Genomic DNA, 23,603 nt, shown 5'->3' with positions numbered 1-23,603 from the left:
TCTAGCGTATACTAGATTACCTCTGAGACTTTCGTTACGGCGAGTAAAGCGGTATGGTTTAAGGATTCCTTTAACTGTTTTTGGTGTTGAACACGGTTGTTCAACGTATTTATTTTTATGACTTGCGAGTGAGATAAAACGACGATGGCTGATTTACCAATCGATGATTTAAATATTGCATCTAACGTGACATTAATCACGCCAGAGCAATTGAAGAAAAAAATACCACTCAGCGCGCAAGCACAAAAAACCGTCTCCCATGGACGACAAGTTGTGCGCGATATTTTAAGTGGTAAAGACCACCGTTTATTTATTGTAATCGGCCCATGCTCTATTCACGATATTAAAGCTGCCCATGAATACGCTGACCGTCTCAAGGTATTAGCCGACGAAGTCTCAGACACCTTGGTTTTAATTATGCGGGTGTATTTTGAAAAGCCCCGCACCACCGTGGGCTGGAAAGGATTAATCAACGACCCTTACCTGGATGACTCTTTCAAGATTGAAGACGGCTTACACATTGGCCGCCAACTGTTACTGGACTTAGCGGAAAAAGGCTTGCCCACAGCGACCGAAGCCCTTGACCCTATCTCGCCCCAGTATCTGCAAGATTTAATCAGCTGGTCTGCCATTGGTGCACGCACTACAGAATCACAGACTCACCGTGAAATGGCCTCGGGCTTATCTTCTGCGGTTGGTTTTAAAAACGGTACTGATGGTGGCTTAACTGTAGCCATTAATGCCCTGCAATCAGTCTCAAACCCACACCGTTTCTTGGGTATCAATCAGCAAGGTGGCGTTTCTATCGTAGAAACTAAAGGTAACCGCTATGGCCACGTGGTCTTACGTGGCGGCAATGGTAAGCCCAATTACGATTCAGTGAGTGTTGCTGTTTGTGAGCAGGAACTGGAGAAGGCTAAAATCAAAGCCAATATTATGATTGACTGCAGCCATGCCAACTCCAACAAAGACCCAGCCTTACAACCTCTGGTCCTCGAGAACATTACCAACCAAATTGTTGATGGGAATAAATCCATCAGCAGCCTAATGGTGGAAAGCCACCTAGGCTGGGGTAACCAAGCCATTTGTGAGGACCTCAGTCAACTCAAATACGGTGTCTCTATCACTGATGCTTGCATTGACTGGGAAACCACAGAAAAAAGTATCCGCAGCATGCATGAAAAGCTAAAAGACGTTTTACCCAAGCGTCAACGCAACTAAAAGTTAGCTTAGCAAACAACAACGCCCAGCATTCGACTGGGCGTTGTTGTTTTTATACTCAGTCTTTATTGCGGATGCCGCTCAAGATAAACAGCAATATACGAACAACTGGGTACCACAGTTAACTCTTGCTGTTTAGCATACGCCAAGGCTTCTTTGGCTAAAACGGCTGCAACACCCTGCCCCCTTAACTCATCGGGTACAAAGGTGTGGTAGATATCTATCGAATGCTCATCGAGCACCCGGTACTCCAACAGCGCTTGATAACCATCAATCACGGCTGAAAAGCACTTATTTTGCGCATCATGCTCAACTTGAATTGACTCGCTCATCTGGACCTCCAAGATCAATGTTTTTAGCTCACTCAGGGCTTTAGCATACACCTACTTGCCCACAGTGTAGTCACTTCAATTAATACACTGGCCCTGCGTAGCCACGCTCAGGTTGCCATAGCTCAAGAATAAACTGCAGGCAAAAAAAAGACGGCCAATGGCCGTCTAAAATAAACATCCCGGGGGAGGAATGTTTTACGCATGAATCTGTCTTCCCGCAGGAGGTAGACGACTGCAGCATAGCCCAACCCGCTGGGTAAACAATTAAACAATAGTCTATACAGTCAGCTTATGACCAACCATGCTACTGCTCCAGCTCGGCCAGCTGAGTTAAAAACTCAGCCTCCGTTAAAACAGGAATTGCCAACTCATGCGCCCGTGACAGTTTTGAGCCTGCGCTACTGCCAGCCACCACGCAGCTGGTTTTCGCCGATACCGAACCTGCCACTTTAGCCCCAAGCTGCTCTAGGCGTGTTTTGGCTTGCGAGCGGGTTAACTCCTCTAAAGTGCCAGTTAAAACCCAGGTCTGCCCGGCTAAGGCCGCTGCTTGCACTTGTTCTCGCTGGCAGCTCCAGTGCATACCAAAATCGAGCAACTGCTGCTCCAAGCGCAGCGCAAGTTCGCGCTGCCCAGCTTGTTGAATAAAATCCTGCACAGCTTGCGCAGCTTTTTTCGGCAGACGCTCAATCGTATTTAGCGTCAGCCAATCGGCAGCAAACAAAGCTTCCACAGTCTGGAAGTGCTCCGCAAGCCGCTGTGCATTGGTGCGAGCGATACCACTGATATTGAATTGCTCAATAAACCCGGCAAAGGTCGTACAGGCTTGAAACTCAACAGCGGGCTGCCCTTCATCACTGGCTTGCACCTGCAGCTCAGTAAACTGGCGCAAAACAGATTGGTTATGCTGATCAGCAAAGAAGCTGGCAATTTCATGCGCGACTTCCGCACCAATCTCTGGCAACCACACTAACGTTTGCGCATAAGCTTGCTGGACCCGTGCTAAAGAGCCCAAAGCGCGCGCCAAGACTTTAGCGGTTTCCTCACCGACATCGGGAATACCCAAAGCAAAGATTAAGCGAGCAAGGCGCGGCTGCTTGCTCTTAGCAATAGCACTAATTAAGTTGCGCGCGGATAGATCAGCAAAGCCATCCAGCTCGACCACCTGCTCGTAGGTTAAACGGTATAAATCTGCAGGAGAGCGCACCAGCTCACGCGTTACCAACTGCTCAATGATTTTCTCACCAAGCCCGTCAATATCCATGGCCCGTCGAGATACAAAATGCAGTAAAGCCTGTTGCAATTGCGCCTGACAACTTAAGCGCCCCATGCAGCGCCATACCGCCCCTTCACTAATGACTTCACGCCCTTTGCTGCGACGTACCAGCTGGGTACGCTCGACTCGCGAACCACATACTGGGCACTGCGTAGGCGTAGCGATGGCTCGCGCATTATCAGGACGTCGCTCCAACACCACTTGCGTGATTTGTGGGATCACATCACCGGCGCGGCGCACAATAACGCTATCACCCACCATCACCCCTAAACGCGCCACTTCATCCATATTGTGCAAAGTGGCATTGGCAACCATCACGCCGCCCACATGCACAGGTTTTAAGCGCGCCACGGGGGTAATAGCACCGGTGCGCCCAACCTGGAACTCAACATCCAATAACTCTGTGATCTCTTCTTGCGCAGCATATTTATAGGCTAATGCCCAGCGCGGTTCACGGGCACGAAAACCAAGCTCGCGCTGCTGCTCCAAGGCATTAATTTTAAATACCACGCCATCAATATCATAAGGCAGCTGCATCCGGCGCGCACCGATATCCGCGTAATAAGCCAAGCAACCCTGAATGTCTTTAACCACCTTTAATTCAGGGCTGATCATAATGCCCCACTGGCGCAACCGTTGCAGTGTACTGCTGTGCTGCGCTGCTAAGCCTTCGGTACTGGTGCCATAACAGCAAAACTCCAAAGGACGGCTAGCAGTCACTTTAGAATCCAGTTGACGTAAACTGCCCGCTGCCGCATTACGCGGATTGGCAAAAGGTTTTTGCCCCGTTGCTAACATGCGCTGATTCAGCTCAGCAAAGCCGGCTTTAGGCATATACACTTCACCGCGTACTTCCAACAGCTCAGGCCAGTCCGTGCCTTGCAGCTTCAGTGGCACATTGCGAATGGTGCGCACATTTGCAGTAATATCCTCCCCCGTTTGCCCGTCGCCACGGGTTGCCGCTCGCACTAGCATGCCGTTCTCATAGGTGATGCTCACCGCTAAGCCATCGAGCTTGGGTTCACAGCAGTACTCCAGCGACAACTCTGGGGCAAACAAATCATCCGCGTCTTGCTCAGTCCCTAATGCTTGCTGCGCACGCTGTGCGAACTCCAACACTTGTTCTTCAGCAAAAGCATTGCCCAAGCTGAGCATGGGTACAGTATGCTGAACTTGCTTAAAGGCAGCCAATGGCTGACCAGAAACACGCTGCGTGGGCGAGTCTGCACTGATCAACTCTGGATGCTGTTGCTCCAGCTCACGCAGCTCGTTAAATAAACGATCGTACTCACTATCAGGTACGGTTGGCGCATCTAGTGCATAGTAATTGTAATCATGCTGCTCAATGGCGGCGCGCAGCTGGGCAATACGTGTGGCAATCGTGTGCTTTGCATTCATAACCTAATTCTCAAACAAAAAAGAGCAGCCTGAGCTGCCCTTTCAAATTGTCAGAATGACAACCGTTATAGTTTTTGCGTCAACTGCTGACGCTCAAAGTCAGCAATTCGTTGACGGTAATGCTCAATGGTTTGCGCGGTCAACACACTGCGATGATCATCTTTAAGATCGCCATCCAGCTCTTTAGCCAACTTACGTGCGGCAGCAATCATTAAATCAAACGCTTGGCGCGTATTACGTGGTCCCGGCAAGCCCATAAAGAAGCACACCGCGCGAGTACTGAACAAATCCATGTCGTCTAAATCAAAGGTGCCTGGATTCAGCGCATTAGCCATGGAGAACAGCTTATCGCCGTTGCCTGTCATGCTTTCATGACGGTGGAAAATATCCATCGCACCATAACGCAAACCACTTTCCAAAATGCTTTGCAGCAGTGCTGGCCCTTTAAAGCCTTCTTCACTGCGCGAGACCACATGAATGATTAAGATTTCTTCGTAATCATCGGGTTCACTATCGAAGTTTTCTTGCGCTTTATTATCAAAAGGATTAAGCAGCGTAGGTTCTTCTGGATTCTCTAAACTAAAATCATCCGTTGCTGTTTGCGCAGTAAATGAGGGATGCATATCAGTCTGCGCATGCAAGCCTAAATCAACGTCATCACTATCTATGGACGGTTCACGTTTTTTAGCAGGCCGTGCAGGGCCTAAAATCTCAGGATTTTCTTCATCGGGTAAGTCAGCCAAGTTGCGGTCAAGACGAAACTTAAGGGTGCTTCGATTACCGCTCATGCGCCGCCAGCCATCAAACAAAACAGCAGCAATGACAATAATACCGATGACTACCAACCATTCACGTAGACCAATATCCATGAGAAACCTGCACTCCTAAAAATAATTCAAAAAAAGGGCCTCACAACCCTACACAGGTGATGCAGCACAGCATACATCACACTACACAATGTAAATTTAACTCAACGCAGTCAAGTACTAACGCCAAGATACTATTTTAGAACAGTAAATAGCGACAGTGTTCCATGACTTGCGTCTATATTAACAAAGATCATAGCTAAACTTATATTATTAACACGATAAATAAATAACAATTTGTCTGTCAATGTGTACAACTGTGTCTATTGAAAACAACTGGCCAGCTGCACGAATGCACAACTGGCCAATGCCTCACTTACTTTTCTTACGCTTTTCGATTTTCTTCTTATTGGCTATCAGGCGACGTTTTTTATTTACCTGGCGATCACTGAGTTTGTTTTTCTTGCCCTCATAGGGGTTATCACCGCCTTTAAACTCAATGCGAATCGGTGTACCAACCAGCTTTAAGACGCGGCGATAGGTGTTCTCTAAATAACGCACATAGCCTTTGGGTACCGACTCAACCTGATTACCATGGATAATAATCAAGGGGGGGTTGGCTCCACCTAAGTGCGCGTAACGCAGTTTAATCCGACGCCCAGCAATCATCGGCGGCTGATGCTCACGTACCGCATCTTCGAGAATCTGCGTTAAGCGATTGGTTGGCCAGCGGGTGATAGCTGAAGTAAAGGCATTTTGTACCGACTTATACAGGTGCCCCACCCCTGTACCGTGCAACGCTGAAATAAAGTGGATATCAGCAAAATCAACGAAGTAGAGACGACGCTCTAATTCTTTTTTAGCATAATCACGCTCGCTAGGCTGCATGCCATCCCACTTATTCAGCGCAATCACAATGGCGCGGCCGGACTCCAAAGCAAAGCCCAGCAAGTTCAAGTCGTGATCCACTACGCCCTCACGGGCATCCATCACAAAAATCACGACGTTGGCATCTTTAATCGCCTGCAGGGTTTTTACCACTGAGAACTTTTCAACTTCCTCAGATATTCTGCCGCGACGCCGCACCCCTGCGGTATCAATCAGAGTGTACTTTTCCTCATCGCGCTCAAAAGGAATATAGATACTATCGCGTGTCGTGCCTGGCTGATCAAACACCACCACCCGCTGCTCACCGAGCATGCGGTTTACCAGGGTTGATTTACCTACGTTAGGGCGACCAATAATAGCGATTTTAATACCGTCTTTAGCATCAGGTCCTGGGACACGCTTTAGGTCTTCACCTTCAACGATGCTGTCTAAATCAACTTCATCTACAATATCTTTAGGAAACTCACCCAAGCTCAACTCAAGCATTTGGGTAATACCACGGCCATGTGCGGCAGCAATAGCCACTGCAGCACCGAGCCCCAACGGACTAAACTCTGCAAGGGCGATATTCTCATCGAGGTGATCAACTTTATTGACCACCACCAATGTGGTTTTATTGCGCTTACGCAGATGCTCACCAATCATTTGGTCCGCTGGGCATAAGCCATCGCGTGCATCCACCAAAAACAAGACCACATCTGCCTCTTCAATCGCCAAGAGCGACTGTTCGGCCATTTTTGCATCGATACCTTCCTCGTCACCGGTAATACCACCGGTGTCGATCAAAATATAACTGCGCTCCTGCCACTTCGCTTCGCCATATTGACGGTCACGGGTTAAGCCAGGAATATCGCCTACAATCGCATCGCGGGATCTAGTCAGGCGGTTAAACAACGTCGATTTGCCGACATTCGGTCGGCCCACCAGAGCAATTACGGGAACCATTGGCTCCTCCAGCGATAATTCAAAAAACACAAAAGCCGCTGTCGACCTAACGACAGCGGCTAAACTCTTAGTTAGATAGTTTGACCTGTCAAGCTACCCAACTGCTTACTTAATGGTTAAAGCAACCAGCTTGCCGCCATTGCCATAAACATACAGCCAGCCGCCAACCACTAAAGGTTGGACGCGCAGTCCTTTACCATCAATTTTTTTACGCGCGACGAAACGTCCGTCCACTTGGCTCAACACGTGCAAGTAACCTTCTTTGTCACCAACAGCAACATAGCTGGAAAAGACTGCAGGTCCTGAAATCTCACGGCGTAATAAATCTTTATTACTCCACATTGCCGTAGCCGAGCGCTCATCCACACTTTCTACAGTGCCATCTGCCAAACTGACATAAGCATTACCGAAACCTTCGCCTACGCCCACATAACTGGACGCTTCACGCTGCCACATTACTTGACCACTTTGTGGGTCAAGACCGGCAAGACGACCTTGATAACTGACTGCGTATAAAGTGTTATCAGTGAGTAATAAACCACCGTCAACATCAACAATTCGCTCAAGCTCAGTACGCCCCGTTGGTACTGTGACACGCTGCTCCCAAATCGGTAGACCACGCTGAGTATCCACCGCTATTATTTTTGCTGTGGAGAGCCCGGCATAAGCCACATAATCGGTTACCAGCGGTGCGCCCGTACCACGCAAGCTCAATACTGCAGGGGTGTTCTCGTAAATCCAGCGCTGCTGGCCGGTGGCAGCTTCGAGGCCGATTAAACGGTCATCTTGAGTCTGCACGACCACCACATCACCGTTAGTTGCTGGCGCGGCTAAAACCTCACTAGTGACCGAGCTGCGCCATAAATCCTCACCGGTATCAGCATTTAAAGCAATCACATTGCCATCCAGCGTGCCCAGCAACACCATGCCAGAACCCACACCAACACCACCGGAGACATCCAGCTTCAATTTACGCGTCCACAATGCCTTACCAGTAAAACGATCCAGAGCCGAAACTCGACCTTTCACATCAGTGACAAATAGAACATCACCATCTACAGCTGGCGTTAATGTATTCCACTGTTTACCTTGGCCAGCACCTACAGAGGTGCTCCACTCTTTTTTGAGTTCAATTTCAGCAGTTATTTTTTCCAGCGGCTGCGGCTTTAACTCTTTTTTACTAGCGCTACTGCAGCCCGCTACAAACAGCGCTACCGCAAGCACTGCCATATACTTGTATCGTTTCAAGTTAGGCATCCTTTTCACTGAGGTTGTCGAGTTTCATTAATAAATTACCGGCCGCTGCTTCAGGCGACAGTGCTTCCTGGGCTTGCAAATAAGCTGCTTTAGCTTCAGCTGGGCGATCTAAAACAACCAAAGCATCACCACGTAATTCTTCTCGCGTCGCGATAAAGGCAGGCAATACTTTGACATCCAATAACGCCAAGGCTTGCTCCGCTTGATCTTGGGCTAACAGCACGCGAGCTAAACGTTGCCGCGCTAACTCTGCCAAAACATCATTGGCCGGCTTGGCTAGAATAGCATTGAGTTCTAAGGCTGCGTCATCCAGTTGATTGTTATCCACTGCAATTTTAACCGCTAACAAAGCGCCATACTGCGCATAAGCATTATCTGGATTAACTTTTTTAAGCTCAGCCAAGAGTTTAGCCACTTGCTGTGCATCCACCTGCGCACTGGGCTGCAATGTTACCTCTAATAACTGCTGGTATAACACTGATGATGTGTGTGCTTGCGTGGTTTGATGTTTTTGCCATGCTTGCCAGCCAAAAACAATCACCAACGCTAAAACCCCGCCTGCTAATAGCGGTTTACCGTTACGCTGCCACCACTCTTTAATCCGCGCAATTTGTTCTTCTTCAGTGTAGTCGCTCACGCTGGTACTCCTAGTTAATAATTGATGCGTCGTCGTGCAAGCTATTGCGCAAATATTCGCTTAAAGCATCCCACGTAATCGACTGCTGCTCAGCGTCAGTGCGTAAAGGTTTAATCGCAACTGTGCGTGACTCTAACTCATTTTCGCCCAATATTAAGGCATATAATGCACCACTTTTGTCAGCTTTTTTAAACTGACTTTTAAAACTGCCACCACCCGCATTCACCTGCAAGCGCAAATGGGGTTGGCTATCGCGCAATTGCTCAGCTAAGACTAAGGCTGCCAGCTCACTGGCCTCACCAAATGCGCAAAAATAGACATCGATTTGCCGCGACAGTTCTGCAGGGACTTGCTCTAAAGTTTCCAGCATCAAGATCAAGCGTTCAATCCCCATGGCAAAACCAACACCTGGCGTTGCACGTCCACCCATTTGCTCAATTAAGCCATCATAGCGACCGCCCGCACACACAGTGCCCTGCGCGCCTAACTGATCCGTGACCCACTCAAACACTGTTTCACTGTAATAATCTAAACCACGCACTAAGCGTGGGTTAATCACATAGGGTACGCCTGCTGCATCCAGTCGAGCACGCAAACCGGCAAAGTGCGCTTGCGACGCTTCATCTAAATAGTCTTGCAGCTGCGGTGCATCTACCAACAAGGCTTGTGTATCTGGATTTTTACTGTCCAGCACCCGCAACGGGTTGGTGAGCACGCGGCGCTGACTGTCTTCATCCAGCTGCGCATGACGTGCCTGCAGGTACTCAACTAAAGCTTCGCGGTAAACACTGCGCGACGCTGAAGTGCCCAAGCTGTTGAGCTCCAGCTTAACATGCGCACTGATACCAAGCTTTTTCCATAAACGCCACGTTAAAACAATCAGCTCGGCATCAACATCAGGTCCGGGTAAATTAAAGGCTTCCACACCAATTTGATGAAACTGGCGATAGCGGCCCTTCTGCGGACGCTCATGGCGGAACATCGGCCCCTGATACCAAAGTTTCTGGATTTGCCCGCCGCCCGCTAAGCTATGCTCAAGCACCGCACGAACACAGCTAGCGGTTCCCTCAGGACGTAACGTCAACGAATCACCATTGCGATCAGCAAAGGTGTACATTTCTTTTTCGACGATATCAGTCACTTCACCAATGGAGCGGCGAAACAGCTCAGTGAATTCGACAACAGGCATACGTATTTGCTTATAGCCGTAGCCATCCAGTAACTCTGCAACAGTTTTTTCAAAGTAGCGCCACAGCGGGGTTTGCTCTGGCAAAATATCGTTCATGCCGCGAATGGCTTGTAATGGTTTACTCACAAAATTTCCTTGACGATTAACTGCGCACTATAAGTGCTGCATCTTCTGCAATTTTATCGCTGGCACGCTTACGAATCAGCGTTTCGAGCTCATCCACCAAATTCTCGTTACTTAACTTTTGTGCTGGCTTGCCATCGATATAGACTAAATTGGGCGAGCCGCCGGTTAAGCCCAAATGAACCTCTTTAGCCTCACCTGGGCCATTGACCACGCAGCCAATAACAGCCACATCTAGCGGCACCAGAAGGTCCTCGAGGCGCTCCTCTAGCTCATTCATGGTTTTCACCACATCAAAGTTCTGCCTAGAGCAGCTTGGGCAAGCAATAAAGTTAATACCACGTGAACGCAGCTTTAATGATTTTAAAATATCAAAGCCGACTTTGATTTCTTCCACTGGATCAGCGGCCAGGGACACGCGAATAGTATCGCCAATACCCTCAGCCAAGAGCATACCTAAACCAACCGCGGATTTAACTGTACCTGAGCGTAAGCCGCCGGCTTCAGTGATACCTAAGTGCAATGGCTGCTCAATGGCTTGCGCCAGTTGACGGTATGCAGCGACCGCCATAAAGACATCAGAGGCTTTTACGCTGACTTTAAAGTCTGGGTAGTTTAAGCGATCGAGGTGTTCAACATGGCGTAAAGCGGACTCAACCAAAGCTTCTGCGGTGGGCTCGCCGTATTTCTTTTGCAAGTCTTTCTCTAAGGAGCCAGCATTCACTCCGATACGAATAGGTATACCCCGGTCACGGGCAGCATCCACCACAGCTTTAACCCGTGCCTCATTACCAATATTACCTGGGTTAATCCGCAAGCAATCAACACCCAACTCAGCCACACGCAAAGCAATTCGGTGATCGAAGTGGATATCTGCTACTAAGGGTGCATGCACTTGCTTTTTGATTCGACCAAAGGCTTCAGCAGCCTCCATATCCGGCACAGAAACCCGCACGATATCTGCACCGGCCTGTTCAAGACGTAGAATTTGCGCAACAGTGGCATCCACATCACAGGTGTCGGTGTTGGTCATGCTTTGCACGCTAATCGGTGCATCGCCACCCACGGCAACAGAACCCACATAAATCTTGCGTGATAGACGGCGTTTAATTAAAGACTGTGTATGCATGTTTATTGGCCCAGCTTAATTCTGGCAGTTTCACCGCGAACCGCTGCACTAAAGTCCACCGGCTCGCCATTATAAAGAATACTCACACCCTTGGCGTAGCCTAAGTGCACATCCAAAGGTGCTTTACCTGTTATGTTCAGTTGCTCACCAGCGCGCTTTAAGCCACTGCTGATTTCTTTACCATCAGCATCGGCCACGCGCACCCAGCAGTCATGCACAAAGCTCAATTCTGCGTTACCCATGCCTGGCGCCAGCGTGACTGACTCTGCAGCAGTCTGCGATTGCGACGTTGCACTATCTGGCTCCGCTAATGCGCCTTGATCAGGTAACCTCGCATCGGCATCCGTTGTTTCTGAATCAGTTGCCGATGCGCTGGGTTGCTCGACATCAGTGTCATTCCCGCTCTCAACCTCAAGCGTTAGCACTTCAGCAGCTGAATTGGCCTCTAAAGCAAAAGCAACCGCTTGATCCTCAAGCTCGTCCAATGTCTGCACATGCACTGAACCATCAGCGCGCTCAACTTCCACCCGCTCAAAAACAGCGGTTTTGTTGCCAATTTCTGGCTGCTCAACCATAAAAGTTTGCCACGCATAATAGGCTGCGGTGAGAATAATCAGCAAAATAACAAAGGCACTGAACTGCAGCATGCCGCGGGAAACACTGCGTACCTCGCCAACTCGATCAATACTGTGCACAGCGCCTTGCGCCGCACTACTGCCAACCTGCTGATCAAAAGTCCGAGCCAGCTGATCAGCATCTAAACCTAAAATCTTCGCATAGCTACGAATATAGCCTCGGGCAAAAGTATTGCCAGGTAAGCGCTCAAACTGGTTGGCTTCTAGCGACTCAACCGCACTGATGGTTAAATTTAACTTACTGGCAACTTCAGACACACTCAAGTTTGCAGCTGCGCGTGCATCACGCAGACTGTCACCGACGGTATGCATGGGTGTCTCTGTTGCTTTGGCTGTATCGCTCATCACTGCTCCGATTGATACTGTTTATATTCAGCGCTAGCAGGATACAGGCGCTTCAACTGCAGCCCTAAACTAGCGGCTTGATCGCGATCTTGAAAAATTTTCGCCAAGCGTACGCCCAGCAATAAGCTTGCCGCAGAATGCTCACTCAGCTGCATAAAAGACTGGTAATAACGCTGTGCTGGCACATACTCTTGGCGCTCATACAAAAGGTTAGCTGTTTCTAATAACGCCCGAGGCTGCTGCGGGTTTAAGCGCAAAGAGCGTTCAAAGTAAGTCAGTGCCAAGGCTTTATCATTCAAACGTAGCGCGGTCAGGCCCATATTCTCAAAAACCCGTGAGCGGCCTGAATACATAGTATCCTGCGAGGCTTCTTCAAACTCTTTAAAGGCCTTCTTATACTCGCCTTGCTGGTATAAAAAACCACCATAATTATTTTGAATGCGAGTGCTTTTTCCTTGCGCTAAAGCTTTACGATAATGCTCATCCGCCAACTGCGGTTCCAATTCATTCTGAAACACTAACGCTAAAGCCGCATGGGCATCGGCACTATTGGGGTCAATTTCTAAGGCTTTCTTTAGCGGCATTTTTGCCTGTTCAGTAACGCCTTGCTGTAAATAGCCAATGCCCAGCTGAATATAGGCATCGCGCGCTTGTTGGCGGCCTTCTTCAGTGCGCAAAGGTGGTTTGCTACCGCTGGATACACAAGCAGTTAACACACCACAAATAAACAATATAAGTCCTGCACGAACAATCATATCCACTCCATTTAAGTTCGACATGCTGCCTCATGACCAGCAACCTGTTTCATTTACTCATTCACTTGGCGTACTGCAATATAACGGGCACTACGGCGCGTACGGTCTTGCACTTGCCCAACCAACTGCCCACAAGCAGCGTCTATATCTTCACCACGCGGGGTCCGCACGGTCACACTATACCCTGCATGGTGCAGCGTATCTTGAAAACGTCGAATAGCATTATTACTCGGCCGCTCGTAGCCTGAGTGCGGAAACGGATTAAATGGAATCAAATTGACCTTACAAGGCATGTCTCGCAATAATTCAACCAATTGCTCAGCATGCTCTTGATGGTCATTGACATCCTGCAGCAAGGTGTACTCAATGGTTAGAAAACGTTTATCACCTAACTTAGCGACATAACGTTTACAAGCATCCAACACCACTTGTAACGGGTATTTCTTATTAATCGGCACCAAGGTATTGCGCAGCTCATCATTCGGCGCATGCAGTGACAACGCTAAAGAAACATCAATATGCTCCCCAAGCTTATCAATCATTGGTGCAACTCCGGCCGTTGAGAGCGTCACTTTACGCTTGGAAATACCATAACCTAAGTCGTCGAGCATTATGCTCATGGCATCAACAACATTATCAAAATTGAGCAGTGGCTCACCCATTCCCATCATCACCACATTGGTGATCGCCCGTTCTACCGTGCCGGGGATGGAGCCAAAAGATTTCGATGCAATCCAGACCTGACCAATAATCTCTGCACTGGTCAAATCACTATTAAAACCTTGTTTTCCCGTTGAGCAAAAGCTGCAGTCTAGCGCACAGCCGGCTTGGGAAGAGACACATAAAGTGCCCCGCGTACCTTGCGGAATATATACAGTTTCAACGCAGCTACCGGAAGCAACGCGTATAACCCATTTACGGGTCCCATCACTGGAAATATCTTCACTGACAATTTCTGGACCGCGAATTTCCGCACAGCTGGCCAATTTGGCTTGCAAAGCTTTACTCACGTTGGTCATTTCAGAGAATTGATCGACCCCAAAGTGGTGAATCCATTTCATTACTTGGTCAGCACGAAATTTTTTCTCGCCAATAGATTCGAAGAATGCAATCAGCTTCTCACGCGTCAAGCCAAGTAAATTAACTTTTTCAGTTACCGTAGTCATGGATTCACCTTTATTTACTACCTATCCGTTATTAACGGATGCGGTCACATACTTCAGTTGCTGCGAAGAAGTATGAGATTTCACGTGCAGCAGCGGCTTCTGAGTCAGAACCGTGTACAGCGTTTTCATCAATGGAAACAGCGAAGTCTGCACGAATAGTGCCAGCGTCTGCTTCTTTAGGGTTGGTTGCGCCCATCAGTTCGCGGTTTAGAGCAATAGCGTTTTCGCCTTCTAAAACCTGAACAATGACTGGACCTGAAGTCATAAAGCTCACTAGGTCTTTAAAGAAAGGACGCTCTTTGTGCTCAGCGTAAAAACCGCCAGCTTCGCGCTCTGACAGCTGTACCATTTTAGAAGCAACAACACGTAAACCCGCTTTTTCAAAGCGTGAAGTAATTTCGCCAACAACGTTTTTTGCAACTGCGTCTGGCTTGATAATTGAGAATGTACGTTGAACAGTCATATGAAACTCCGAATGATTTAAGTGTTTATAAGGATTAAACCCGCGAATTATACGCGGGTTTAAGGAAAATGCGTAGCCACTCACCAAGGTAGTTAGCTAGCGAGGGCTATTGTGCGCCAATAAACTGAACTGGCGTGCAACTAAACTCAGTCGAGCTCCTCAATCCATGCAGCCTGAATCGCCTCAAGGATTTTTTCGCCGCTGCGCTCAGGATCATCGTCAAACTCAGGCAGCTCGGTAACTAAACGTCGCAAGTTCACAAAATTAATGGAAAGCGGATCAATATCATCATGCTTTTCGCTTAATGAAATTGCTATTTCTTGGACATCTACCCACTTCAGTTTCATGCTCAATTCCTCTGATTACTGTCGCTCTGACACTTGGTTAATCGTGTACTTAGGAATTTCCACAATCAAATCAACATCTTTAACCACTGCCTGGCAGGATAAACGGGAGTCAGGCTCAAGCCCCCAAGCTTTATCCAACATGTCATCTTCTAAATCATCAGACTCATCCATAGAGTCAAAACCTTCACGCACAATCACGTGGCAGGTGGTGCATGCGCAAGACATTTCACAGGCATGTTCAATTTCAATACCGTTGCGCAGCGCCGCATCCATAATCGTTTCGCCAGGGGTTGCTTCAACGACCGCACCTTCTGGACAATGCTCCGCATGGGGCAAAAAGATAATTTGCGTCATTGTGATTAACCCTCCATTTCATTGAGTTGTCGTCCAGCCAAGGATTTTTTCACTGTGGCATCCAGACGGCGTGCAGCGAACTCATTGGTTGCATGATTCAGCTGCTGTACATGACGCGCAATTGCATTGACATCGTCACCTTGACGCACAGTGTCTAAAGCACTCATGCGCTCTTCAATCACGGCACGCTCTTCTTTGCTTAGCAAAGCTTCGGCATCAGCCTGTAAGGCAGCCCGTACCGTTTCCAGCAAACGCTCAGCATCGACACGCTGCTCTTGCAACGCGCGCGCTTGTTTATCGTGCTCAGCATTCTCAAATGACTCTTTGAGCATGCCGCTAATTTCTGTATCGGTTAAACCGTAAGACGGCTTAACTTGAATACTGGCTTCGACACCGCTGCCCAACTCACGAGCAGTGACACCGAGTAATCCATCCGCATCCACCTGGAAAGTAATACGGATTTTTGCAGCGCCAGCCACCATTGCTGGAATACCGCGCAATTCAAAACGTGCCAACGAGCGACAATCACTGACCAGCTCACGCTCACCCTGCAAAACATGAATAGCCATGGCGGTTTGGCCATCACGGGCAGTGGTAAATTCCTGCGCTCGGGTAACCGGAATAGTAGTGTTGCGCGGAATAACTTTTTCGACTAAATCACCCATGGTTTCTAAACCCAAGGACAAGGGCGTTACGTCCAACAAGAGCAATTCGTCACCATCGCGCTTATTACCCACTAAGGTATCGGCTTGGATTGCCGCCCCCAGCGCAACCACTTGATCAGGATCGATATCGGTCAAAGGTCTGCAATCAAATAACTCACCCACCCGTGTACGCACTAAAGGGACCCGGGTCGAACCACCGACCATCACAACAGACTCAATCTCTTCTAAGTCAACTTCAGAGTCGCGCAGCGCCCGTCGACAAGCTCTCAAACTGCGGGCGACCAAGGGTTCAACCAAAGCATCAAACTGCTCGCGGGTTAAGCATCCCTGCCAGCCGGCATAGGCAATATCCACAGCATCTTGCGCGGTTAATGCCTCTTTTGCCGCACACGCCAACTCAAGCAACTCACGCTGCTCACTGGGCGCTAAATCACTGGATACACCTGCTTGCTCTACTACCCAGCTGGCCACCTTGTGGTCAAAATCATCACCACCTAGCGCGCTATCACCGCCAGTGGCTAACACTTCAAACACACCACGACTTAAGCGCAGAATTGACACATCAAAAGTGCCGCCGCCTAGATCGTAAATAACTACTACACCTTCGGCTTGCTGATCAAGACCATAAGCCACAGCCGCAGCTGTAGGCTCATTGAGCAGGCGCAAAACATTCAAACCTGCCAAACGCGCAGCATCTTTAGTCGCTTGGCGCTGAGCATCATCAAAATAAGCTGGCACAGTGATCACTACGCCAATCAGCTCACCACCTAGCGCAACCTCTGCACGTTCACGTAACGCCTGCAAAATATGCGCTGAGACTTCCACAGGGCTTTTCGGTCCTTGTACTGTCTCAATAAAAGGCATATGGGATTTGCCGGCTTGAAATTTATAGGGCAACTGCTCGCCCAATTGCTGCACGTCAGCTAGGCCGCGCCCCATTAAGCGTTTAACGGATAAAATACAATTATAAGGATCGCTCGCAGCTGCATCACGCGCACTGCGCCCAACCTCAATGCGCTCAGCGTGATAACGCACCGCCGAAGACAGTGCAATATGCCCTTGAGCATCGGCTAATGCCTCTGCAACACCGTTGCGCACGGTCGCCACTAATGAGTTGGTAGTTCCTAAATCAATTCCAACGGCCAGTCGCGGCTGGTGTGGCTGTGGACTTTGTCCAGGTTCGGCAATCTGTAGTAAGGCCATACGGATCTTTAATCTGACAGCCTGCAAACGCAGGCTTTGGGTTAATCGTCTAAGCGCTCTTCTAGCTGACGCACTTCGTAAAACATCTTATCCAAAAACTGCATACGACGGGCTAAGCGCTCGGCTTGTACGCGCTGCTCAGGATCATCAATGCACTCTGCAAAAGCAGTATCAATGGCATGACGAGCCTGACCCAACTCCACTTTAAAGCGATCAACGGCAGCAAAATCAGCTTGTTCTTGCAATGTTTCAAGCTGTTCACGCCATTCCATTTGCTGGAATAAAAACTCACCATCTTGGATAGTAGTTTCTTCTGGCAACTCGGCCTGCTGACGCAACAAATATAAAGCGCGCTGAGTAGGAGACTTTAATGTTTGATAGGCATCATTGAGTAACGCAGCGCGTTCAACAGCTTCACGCTGCTGTGCCGCTGTTGCGCTAGCAAAACGATCTGGATGCGTATCTCTAGCAAGTTCTCGATATGTCACAGCCAGTGCTTTGCTATCGAGCAAAAACACTGGCTGCAAGCCAAACATCGAAAAGTAATTGACGCGATCTGAGTCGGCCATATTACACACTGAAGCTTTCGCCACAGCCACACTCGCCGAGCACGTTGGGGTTATTAAACTTAAAGCCCTCATTGACACCTTCGCGGACAAAGTCCAGCTCAGTACCATCAATGTAGGCCAGGCTTTTCGGATCAATGATAATCTTCATGCCAAAGCTTTCAAACACCGTGTCATCGGGTTTCAGCTCATCAACAAACTCAAGCACATATGCCATGCCTGAACAGCCCGTGGTGCGCAAACCAAGGCGGATACCTTCGCCGCTACCACGGTTTTCCAGTGAGCGCCGCACATGGTTTGCTGCGGCTTCTGTTAAGCTGATTGCCATATCAAACCTCTTTAATTAAGCCTTTTTTCTGCTTGTAATCACGCACGGCCGCTTTAATTGCATCTTCTGCCAACACTGAGCAGTGAATCTTCACTGGCGGTAAAGCCAGCTCTTCTGCAATAGTAGTGTTCTTGATCAGCTCAGCTTCATCAATGGATTTACCTTTCATCCACTCTGTCGCCAATGAACTTGATGCAATTGCAGAACCGCAACCGTACGTTTTAAATTTCGCGTCTTGGATGATGCCGTCATCACCTACTTGGATTTGCAAACGCATCACGTCGCCACACGCCGGCGCACCGACCATGCCTGTTCCAACATCTGCTGCTTCAGCATCCATCTTGCCAACGTTACGCGGATTCTCGTAGTGGTCTAAGACCTTATCACTATATGCCATGATGGTATTCCTTCTTTAACGGGCAAAAATTAATGTTCTTGCCACTCAACTTTAGAGAGATCAACGCCGTCTTTGTGCATATCCCACAGCGGTGATAATTCACGTAGGCGCTCTACTGCTTCACGGATTTGTCCTGCAGCATGATCAACCTCTTCTTCGGTCGTAAAACGCCCGAAAGTAAAACGAATTGAACTGTGTGCCAGTTCGTCGCTGCGACCTAATGCACGCAGCACATAAGATGGCTCAAGGGAAGCGGAGGTACAGGCTGACCCTGATGACACCGCCATATCTTTGAGAGCCATAATCAATGACTCACCTTCAACAAAGTTAAAGCTGAGGTTTAGGTTATGCGGTACACGCTGGGTTGCACTACCATTGAGGTACAGCTCTTCCATGTCGCGCACTTTGTCGTAAAAACGCTGATTAAGCTTAGCAATGCGCTTATTGCTTTCTTCCATTTCTAGGCGAGCCAACTCAAATGCTGCACCCATACCTACAATCTGGTGAGTAGCTAGAGTACCTGAACGCATACCGCGCTCATGTCCACCACCGTGCATTTGCGCTTCTAAGCGTACACGTGGCTTACGACGCACATACAAAGCACCCATGCCTTTAGGGCCATAAGCCTTGTGCGCAGAGAAAGACATCAAGTCAACTTTCATTTCTTGCAAGTCGATCTTCACTTTATCAGCAGACTGCGCCGCATCAACGTGAAACAACACACCCTTAGAGCGCGTCAGCTCACCAATTGCAGCGATATCATTGATAGTGCCGATCTCGTTATTGACATGCATGATAGAAACTAAAATCGTATCTTCACGCAGCGCCTCAGCAACCTGTTCAACAGTAATCAAACCGTCTTCGGTAGGATCTAAATAGGTCACCTCATAGCCTTCACGCTCTAGCTGACGCGCGGTATCCAGTACGGCTTTATGCTCTAACTTAGAGGTAATGATGTGTTTGCCGCGACTCTTATAAAAATGCGCGACGCCTTTAATAGCAAGGTTGTCCGACTCTGTTGCGCCTGAAGTCCAAACAATTTCACGCGGATCAGCATTAATCAACTCAGCAACTTGACGTCGGGCATTTTCAATTGCTTCCTCTGCACGCCAGCCATAAACGTGGGAACGCGACGCGGCGTTACCAAAGTTACCTTCTAGTGTAAGGCACTCCATCATTTGCTCCGCTACGCGCGGATCCACTGGCGTTGTCGCTGAATAATCCAAATAAATTGGCAGTTTCATGTAAATCTCCTAACGGTCTGCGCCTTACTCAAACAGAGGACGCATGAATTTTATTTGCTACGCGCTGACTCTGACGCTGTGCAACAATTTGAATATCTTGGCGCGCAACCAAATCCGCCAAGCTAATGCCACTTAAAAAGTTGTGTATCTGTTTACTTAAGTCACACCATAAGCGGTGAGTTAAACACTCATCGCCACTCTGGCAGTCTCCCAAACCCTGACAGCGAGTTGCATCTACAGACTCATCAACCGCATCTATAATTTGCACAATTTGAATATCAGAGCACTGATGCGCCAACTGATAACCACCACCAGGTCCACGCACACTCGTTACCAAAGCGCAGCGGCGCAACTTAGCAAAAAGCTGCTCAAGATAAGACAAGGAAATCCCCTGTCTCTCAGATATATCCGCCAAAGGTACAGGACCCTCTTGTGCATTCAATGCTAAATCAAGCATTGCGGTAACGGCATAGCGGCCTTTCGTTGTCAGTCGCATAAAATAAATACCACTGCATGTCAATATTGCTACCAATTATGCAATAACCCAGCAAACAGGTCAAGTATTAATCCCGATTAGAACACTCAGGCTTAAGCGGACTGCTATTACCCGTCTAAATGCATTGACAGTCACAGCAGTCTTACCTGCCTACTTCTCAGCCTGCTCATCTTCTGAACCAGAAGCACTTGCTTCATCAGCCTGCTCTGAACACGGGAAAGCCATCCCAGGCAACTCTGGTAGTTTTTTGCCTTGATAATCACTGCCCAACTGATGCATGGCCTCACACATCCCCTCCAGTCGCTCCTCAACAGCTTCCAAATGATCAAGAATCTGCCCAATGGAGCGTGCGACTGGGTCAGGCATATCCTCACTCATGCCATAAGCATCAAAACCAAAACGCTCAGCAATTGCTCGACGCTTAGCCTCTTGCTCATCCGTTGCCTTAACAATAATACGCCCAGGAATACCCACTGCTGTGGCTCCCGCCGGCACGGCTTTAGTCACCACTGCGTTAGAACCAATTTTAGCGCCAGCACCCACAGTAAACGGGCCCAACACTTTAGCACCGGCACCAACCACCACACCATCTTCTAAAGTCGGATGGCGCTTACCCTTATTCCAACTGGTTCCACCTAGAGTAACCCCTTGATACAAAGTGACATCATCACCTATCTCAGCAGTTTCCCCGATGACAATGCCCAAACCATGATCAATAAAAAAACGGCGGCCAATTTTAGCGCCCGGATGGATCTCGATACCTGTCAGCCAGCGCCCCAGATTTGACACCATACGCGCCAACCACTTCCAGTTGCGCACCCACAAACCATGAGCCAAACGATGCAACCAGACCGCATGCAAGCCCGGATAGCACGTTATGATCTCAAAGGCATTACGTGCTGCTGGATCTCGGTGAAATACACTTTGAATATCTTCACGAATACCTTTAAACATGCTCACCTCGACGCTGTATAATTTCACCACGTGCAGCTTTTTGAGTCTCGGTCAAAATCCCACGTAAAATATTCACCTCAGATTTTTTCAATTGACTGCGCCCAAAAATGCGCCGCAAGCGTGCCATTAAATGCCTTGGCTTAGCCGGGTCAAGAAAATCAATCTCAATTAACGTTTGCTGTAAGTGCTGATAAAACAATTCCAATGATTCATGGGTGGCCGGCGCCGTGCCCAGCATGCCAGTGGCTTCAATTTCAGGCATATGAGTTGGCTGCTCTGTATATTTGAGCCAAGCCATACGCGCCTCATAAGTTAGCACTTGCACAGCAGTCGCTAAGTTTAAAGAGCTAAACTCTGGGTCAGCAGGAATATGAATATGATACTGGCAACGCTGCAGTTCAGCGTTGGTCAAGCCCGCATACTCACGGCCAAACACTAAAGCAATTTCAGCAGTGTGATCAGCCTGCCACGTATGCAAGCATCTATCTGCCGCCTCGCGCGGATCAAGTAACGGCCAAGGAATACGCCGATCACGGGCACTGGTTCCCAGCACCACACTGCAACCAGCCAGGGCCTCCTCTAACGTAGCGACCACCTGCGCATTCTCTAAAATATCATCAGCGCCTGCAGCGCGGGAGCTAGCATCTTGGTGCGGGTATTTTTTTGGATCCACTAACACCAAGGACTTAAGCCCCATATTTTTCATCGCTCGGGCAGCACCACCAATGTTTCCTGGGTGACTGGTATTGACCAAAACCACGCGAATTTTTTCCAGCACTGGGCTCTCCACCGTTCAAACCAATATGGGTTATTAATACACAGGAGACAAGCTTACCGAAGCCTCCGCAATCTCGCCATGAAAAAGAACCCCGCAAGGGCACACATGCCTTTTAGTTTCTGTTAGAATTGCCGCTCTTCTTTAACAACCTCCGGTGACTTTTCATGCAGCCTATGCTGAATATTGCGTTGCGCGCTGCGCGTAGCGCGGGTGAATTAATTATGCGTTCCATTGAGCGCTTAGATACGATCTCAATAGGTGAGAAAGACGCAAAAGATTACGTCACCGAGATTGATCGCGCCGCTGAGCAAGTAATTATTACTGCTATCCTCAAAGCCCACCCTGATCACGGTATCCACGCCGAAGAAAGCGGCCGCATTGCCGGCACAGGTGAAGGCGCAGATTATGAGTGGATCATCGACCCGCTTGATGGCACCACTAACTTTATTCGCGGTGTTCCGCACTTTGCAGTGAGCATCGCCTGTAAATACCGCGGCCGCATCGAGCATGCGGTAGTTATCGACCCTGTACGCCAGGAAGAGTTTACCGCCAGCCGTGGTCGTGGCGCGGCATTTAATGGTCGCCGTATGCGCGTGAGCAAACGCAAAAGCCTTGATAGCGCGTTATTGGCAACAGGTTTTCCATTTCGCGAAGGCCAACTCGAGCATATGGATAACTATATGTCGATGTTTAAAGACTTAGCTGTGCAATCAATTGGCATTCGTCGTGCTGGAGCTGCCAGCCTAGACTTAGCCTATGTTGCTGCAGGCCGTTACGATGCTTTCTGGGAATACGGTCTATCCGAGTGGGACATGGCCGCAGGCGCACTTCTCATTCAAGAAGCTGGTGGTTTAATCAGCGACTTTAATGGTGGACACGACTACTTAGACAGCGGCCATATTGTTGCCGGTGGGCCCAAGTGTTTCAAAGCAGTCTTGACCACAATCCAACCTTTTGTACCCCGCAGCTTCAAGTAAACCCGAACCTCTTAACGTAAAAAAGCGCCCAACTTAGGCGCTTTTTTTATCGGTATCGACTAACCCCAGCACAAACTTACTGACTGACCACTTGCGACAAGATTACGCGCCCCTGATCATCTAACTGTAAACGGCGGCCTGGATCCTCATCCATACGCACAGTACGCACCTTACCGTCTAACTCATAACTGACATCGTAACCGGCAATTTTCTCACTGATATCGTATTGCGTATTACAACGACGCTCAGTGGTTGTGTAGGTATTATTGTTCTGCAGGTGCTCTTGGGTTTTGTTGCCCGCATAACCACCGCCGATAGCGCCGGCTACAGTCGCAACTTTCTTGCCGCGACCACCGCCAACTTGATTGCCTAGCAAACCACCCACCACAGCTCCAACCGCGCTACCAACAATACGGTTGTCATCTTTAATGGGCTTGCGCTTAGTCACAGTGACATCACGGCATTCTTGCCGAGGTGTTTTGATCGTCTCTTTAACAGCCTTAACTGCAACGACTTCAGCATAATCTGGACCACCGACAAGGCTGTAAGTGGCGTAAGCACCACCTGCGGTTACCGCCACTGCACCCAAAACACTGCCTATCAACATCGACTTATTCATTCTAACTCTCTTAAGCTTAAGCAAAGCAATAGTTGTTTGTATGGCTCTTAGGCAACAAAAAAGCCGCATAAGTTCAACTTATGCGGCTTTTGCTTGAGTTAGCATGATAATTT

Annotated in this window: 25 protein-coding genes; 2 read left to right on the top strand and 23 right to left on the bottom strand. The window is 48.8% G+C overall.

Annotation, left to right across the window (positions count from 1 at the left end; genetic code table 11):
- Positions 1-144 precede the first annotated feature (144 nt).
- Positions 145-1,221 (top strand): 3-deoxy-7-phosphoheptulonate synthase, encoded by a 1,077-nt coding sequence (locus O6P33_RS06505; protein WP_269819385.1) that lies wholly within the window; start codon positions 145-147, stop codon positions 1,219-1,221.
- A 65-nt stretch (positions 1,222-1,286) separates the two neighbouring features.
- Here the strand turns inward: O6P33_RS06505 and O6P33_RS06500 are convergent, their stop codons facing one another.
- From O6P33_RS06500 to trmJ, 22 genes are all read right to left on the bottom strand, one after another.
- Positions 1,287-1,553 (bottom strand): GNAT family N-acetyltransferase, encoded by a 267-nt coding sequence (locus O6P33_RS06500; protein ID WP_269819384.1) that lies wholly within the window; start codon positions 1,551-1,553, stop codon positions 1,287-1,289.
- Between the two features lie 304 nt (positions 1,554-1,857).
- The gene (gene ligA, locus O6P33_RS06495) at positions 1,858-4,224 is read right to left on the bottom strand and encodes an NAD-dependent DNA ligase LigA (RefSeq protein WP_269819383.1); all 2,367 of its coding nucleotides are present in this window, start codon (positions 4,222-4,224) and stop codon (positions 1,858-1,860) included.
- A 65-nt stretch (positions 4,225-4,289) separates the two neighbouring features.
- The gene (zipA, locus tag O6P33_RS06490) at positions 4,290-5,093 is read right to left on the bottom strand and encodes a cell division protein ZipA (protein ID WP_269819382.1); all 804 of its coding nucleotides are present in this window, start codon (positions 5,091-5,093) and stop codon (positions 4,290-4,292) included.
- A 309-nt stretch (positions 5,094-5,402) separates the two neighbouring features.
- On the bottom strand, positions 5,403-6,863 hold the full coding sequence (gene der / locus O6P33_RS06485; RefSeq protein WP_269819381.1) for a ribosome biogenesis GTPase Der: 1,461 nt from the start codon (positions 6,861-6,863) through the stop codon (positions 5,403-5,405).
- 105 nt (positions 6,864-6,968) lie between these two features.
- A complete protein-coding gene (gene bamB / locus O6P33_RS06480) occupies positions 6,969-8,120 on the bottom strand; it encodes an outer membrane protein assembly factor BamB (RefSeq protein WP_420094970.1) in 1,152 nt (383 codons plus the stop codon).
- Complete coding sequence (locus O6P33_RS06475; RefSeq protein ID WP_269819379.1) at positions 8,113-8,757, bottom strand: YfgM family protein; 645 nt, start codon at positions 8,755-8,757, stop codon at positions 8,113-8,115. The genes bamB and O6P33_RS06475 overlap by 8 nt, the downstream gene beginning before the upstream one ends.
- A 10-nt stretch (positions 8,758-8,767) precedes the next feature.
- A complete protein-coding gene (gene hisS, locus O6P33_RS06470; RefSeq protein ID WP_269819378.1) occupies positions 8,768-10,072 on the bottom strand; it encodes a histidine--tRNA ligase in 1,305 nt (434 codons plus the stop codon).
- Between the two features lie 16 nt (positions 10,073-10,088).
- On the bottom strand, positions 10,089-11,198 hold the full coding sequence (gene ispG / locus O6P33_RS06465) for a flavodoxin-dependent (E)-4-hydroxy-3-methylbut-2-enyl-diphosphate synthase (protein ID WP_269819377.1): 1,110 nt from the start codon (positions 11,196-11,198) through the stop codon (positions 10,089-10,091).
- Between the two features lie 2 nt (positions 11,199-11,200).
- Positions 11,201-12,178, bottom strand: coding sequence for a RodZ domain-containing protein (locus O6P33_RS06460; RefSeq protein ID WP_269819376.1), 978 nt, complete (start codon positions 12,176-12,178; stop codon positions 11,201-11,203).
- On the bottom strand, positions 12,178-12,933 hold the full coding sequence (gene pilW, locus O6P33_RS06455) for a type IV pilus biogenesis/stability protein PilW (RefSeq protein WP_269819478.1): 756 nt from the start codon (positions 12,931-12,933) through the stop codon (positions 12,178-12,180). Before pilW ends, O6P33_RS06460 begins: the two co-directional genes overlap by 1 nt.
- Before the next feature lie 53 nt (positions 12,934-12,986).
- Positions 12,987-14,099 (bottom strand): 23S rRNA (adenine(2503)-C(2))-methyltransferase RlmN, encoded by a 1,113-nt coding sequence (rlmN, locus tag O6P33_RS06450; protein ID WP_269819375.1) that lies wholly within the window; start codon positions 14,097-14,099, stop codon positions 12,987-12,989.
- A gap of 31 nt (positions 14,100-14,130) precedes the next feature.
- Complete coding sequence (gene ndk / locus O6P33_RS06445; RefSeq protein WP_269819374.1) at positions 14,131-14,562, bottom strand: nucleoside-diphosphate kinase; 432 nt, start codon at positions 14,560-14,562, stop codon at positions 14,131-14,133.
- A 146-nt stretch (positions 14,563-14,708) separates the two neighbouring features.
- Positions 14,709-14,909, bottom strand: coding sequence for a Fe-S cluster assembly protein IscX (iscX, locus tag O6P33_RS06440; protein WP_269819373.1), 201 nt, complete (start codon positions 14,907-14,909; stop codon positions 14,709-14,711).
- 15 nt (positions 14,910-14,924) lie between these two features.
- Complete coding sequence (gene fdx, locus O6P33_RS06435; protein WP_269819372.1) at positions 14,925-15,263, bottom strand: ISC system 2Fe-2S type ferredoxin; 339 nt, start codon at positions 15,261-15,263, stop codon at positions 14,925-14,927.
- Between the two features lie 5 nt (positions 15,264-15,268).
- Positions 15,269-17,131: a Fe-S protein assembly chaperone HscA gene (gene hscA, locus O6P33_RS06430; RefSeq protein WP_269819371.1), complete on the bottom strand. Its 1,863-nt coding sequence runs from the start codon at positions 17,129-17,131 to the stop codon at positions 15,269-15,271.
- A 41-nt stretch (positions 17,132-17,172) separates the two neighbouring features.
- The gene (gene hscB, locus O6P33_RS06425) at positions 17,173-17,700 is read right to left on the bottom strand and encodes a co-chaperone HscB (protein ID WP_269819370.1); all 528 of its coding nucleotides are present in this window, start codon (positions 17,698-17,700) and stop codon (positions 17,173-17,175) included.
- 1 nt (position 17,701) lies between these two features.
- Positions 17,702-18,025: an iron-sulfur cluster assembly protein IscA gene (gene iscA / locus O6P33_RS06420; RefSeq protein ID WP_269819369.1), complete on the bottom strand. Its 324-nt coding sequence runs from the start codon at positions 18,023-18,025 to the stop codon at positions 17,702-17,704.
- 1 nt (position 18,026) lies between these two features.
- Complete coding sequence (gene iscU, locus O6P33_RS06415; RefSeq protein ID WP_269819368.1) at positions 18,027-18,422, bottom strand: Fe-S cluster assembly scaffold IscU; 396 nt, start codon at positions 18,420-18,422, stop codon at positions 18,027-18,029.
- Positions 18,423-18,451: 29 nt separating this feature from the next.
- Positions 18,452-19,666, bottom strand: a complete 1,215-nt coding sequence (locus O6P33_RS06410) for an IscS subfamily cysteine desulfurase (RefSeq protein ID WP_269819367.1) — start codon at positions 19,664-19,666, stop codon at positions 18,452-18,454.
- A 28-nt stretch (positions 19,667-19,694) separates the two neighbouring features.
- Positions 19,695-20,162, bottom strand: a complete 468-nt coding sequence (iscR, locus tag O6P33_RS06405; RefSeq protein WP_269819366.1) for a Fe-S cluster assembly transcriptional regulator IscR — start codon at positions 20,160-20,162, stop codon at positions 19,695-19,697.
- Positions 20,163-20,312: 150 nt separating this feature from the next.
- The gene (gene cysE / locus O6P33_RS06400) at positions 20,313-21,116 is read right to left on the bottom strand and encodes a serine O-acetyltransferase (RefSeq protein ID WP_269819477.1); all 804 of its coding nucleotides are present in this window, start codon (positions 21,114-21,116) and stop codon (positions 20,313-20,315) included.
- Complete coding sequence (gene trmJ, locus O6P33_RS06395) at positions 21,109-21,894, bottom strand: tRNA (cytosine(32)/uridine(32)-2'-O)-methyltransferase TrmJ (protein WP_269819365.1); 786 nt, start codon at positions 21,892-21,894, stop codon at positions 21,109-21,111. Before trmJ ends, cysE begins: the two co-directional genes overlap by 8 nt.
- Positions 21,895-22,058: 164 nt before the next feature.
- On the opposite strand from trmJ, the gene O6P33_RS06390 reads away from it, so the two are divergent.
- On the top strand, positions 22,059-22,871 hold the full coding sequence (locus O6P33_RS06390; RefSeq protein ID WP_269819364.1) for an inositol monophosphatase family protein: 813 nt from the start codon (positions 22,059-22,061) through the stop codon (positions 22,869-22,871).
- Positions 22,872-22,947: 76 nt separating this feature from the next.
- Here the strand turns inward: O6P33_RS06390 and O6P33_RS06385 are convergent, their stop codons facing one another.
- Positions 22,948-23,490 carry a glycine zipper 2TM domain-containing protein gene (locus O6P33_RS06385; RefSeq protein ID WP_269819363.1) on the bottom strand — a complete coding sequence of 181 codons (543 nt, stop codon included), beginning with the start codon at positions 23,488-23,490 and terminating at the stop codon, positions 22,948-22,950.
- Between the last annotated feature and the right edge of the window lie 113 nt (positions 23,491-23,603).

The sequence above is a fragment of the Denitrificimonas caeni genome (assembly GCF_027498055.1).
Taxonomy (GTDB): Bacteria; Pseudomonadota; Gammaproteobacteria; order Pseudomonadales; family Pseudomonadaceae; genus Denitrificimonas.
The sequence above is the reverse complement of the archived record's forward strand: the minus strand, read 5'-3'. Positions and strand labels throughout refer to the sequence as shown.

Bases quoted from the DNA above. Each gene is read 5' to 3' on its own strand.
- O6P33_RS06505 (WP_269819385.1), top strand. From the start codon at position 145: ATGGCTGATTTACCAATCGATGATTTAAATATTGCATCTAACGTGACA.
- O6P33_RS06500 (WP_269819384.1), bottom strand. From the start codon at position 1,553: ATGAGCGAGTCAATTCAAGTTGAGCATGATGCGCAAAATAAGTGCTTT.
- ligA (WP_269819383.1), bottom strand. From the start codon at position 4,224: ATGAATGCAAAGCACACGATTGCCACACGTATTGCCCAGCTGCGCGCC.
- zipA (WP_269819382.1), bottom strand. From the start codon at position 5,093: ATGGATATTGGTCTACGTGAATGGTTGGTAGTCATCGGTATTATTGTC.
- der (WP_269819381.1), bottom strand. From the start codon at position 6,863: ATGGTTCCCGTAATTGCTCTGGTGGGCCGACCGAATGTCGGCAAATCG.
- bamB (WP_420094970.1), bottom strand. From the start codon at position 8,120: ATGCCTAACTTGAAACGATACAAGTATATGGCAGTGCTTGCGGTAGCG.
- ispG (WP_269819377.1), bottom strand. From the start codon at position 11,198: ATGCATACACAGTCTTTAATTAAACGCCGTCTATCACGCAAGATTTAT.
- O6P33_RS06460 (WP_269819376.1), bottom strand. From the start codon at position 12,178: ATGAGCGATACAGCCAAAGCAACAGAGACACCCATGCATACCGTCGGT.
- pilW (WP_269819478.1), bottom strand. From the start codon at position 12,933: ATGATTGTTCGTGCAGGACTTATATTGTTTATTTGTGGTGTGTTAACT.
- rlmN (WP_269819375.1), bottom strand. From the start codon at position 14,099: ATGACTACGGTAACTGAAAAAGTTAATTTACTTGGCTTGACGCGTGAG.
- ndk (WP_269819374.1), bottom strand. From the start codon at position 14,562: ATGACTGTTCAACGTACATTCTCAATTATCAAGCCAGACGCAGTTGCA.
- iscX (WP_269819373.1), bottom strand. From the start codon at position 14,909: ATGAAACTGAAGTGGGTAGATGTCCAAGAAATAGCAATTTCATTAAGC.
- fdx (WP_269819372.1), bottom strand. From the start codon at position 15,263: ATGACGCAAATTATCTTTTTGCCCCATGCGGAGCATTGTCCAGAAGGT.
- hscA (WP_269819371.1), bottom strand. From the start codon at position 17,131: ATGGCCTTACTACAGATTGCCGAACCTGGACAAAGTCCACAGCCACAC.
- hscB (WP_269819370.1), bottom strand. From the start codon at position 17,700: ATGGCCGACTCAGATCGCGTCAATTACTTTTCGATGTTTGGCTTGCAG.
- iscA (WP_269819369.1), bottom strand. From the start codon at position 18,025: ATGGCAATCAGCTTAACAGAAGCCGCAGCAAACCATGTGCGGCGCTCA.
- iscU (WP_269819368.1), bottom strand. From the start codon at position 18,422: ATGGCATATAGTGATAAGGTCTTAGACCACTACGAGAATCCGCGTAAC.
- O6P33_RS06410 (WP_269819367.1), bottom strand. From the start codon at position 19,666: ATGAAACTGCCAATTTATTTGGATTATTCAGCGACAACGCCAGTGGAT.
- iscR (WP_269819366.1), bottom strand. From the start codon at position 20,162: ATGCGACTGACAACGAAAGGCCGCTATGCCGTTACCGCAATGCTTGAT.
- cysE (WP_269819477.1), bottom strand. From the start codon at position 21,116: ATGTTTAAAGGTATTCGTGAAGATATTCAAAGTGTATTTCACCGAGAT.
- O6P33_RS06390 (WP_269819364.1), top strand. From the start codon at position 22,059: ATGCAGCCTATGCTGAATATTGCGTTGCGCGCTGCGCGTAGCGCGGGT.
- O6P33_RS06385 (WP_269819363.1), bottom strand. From the start codon at position 23,490: ATGAATAAGTCGATGTTGATAGGCAGTGTTTTGGGTGCAGTGGCGGTA.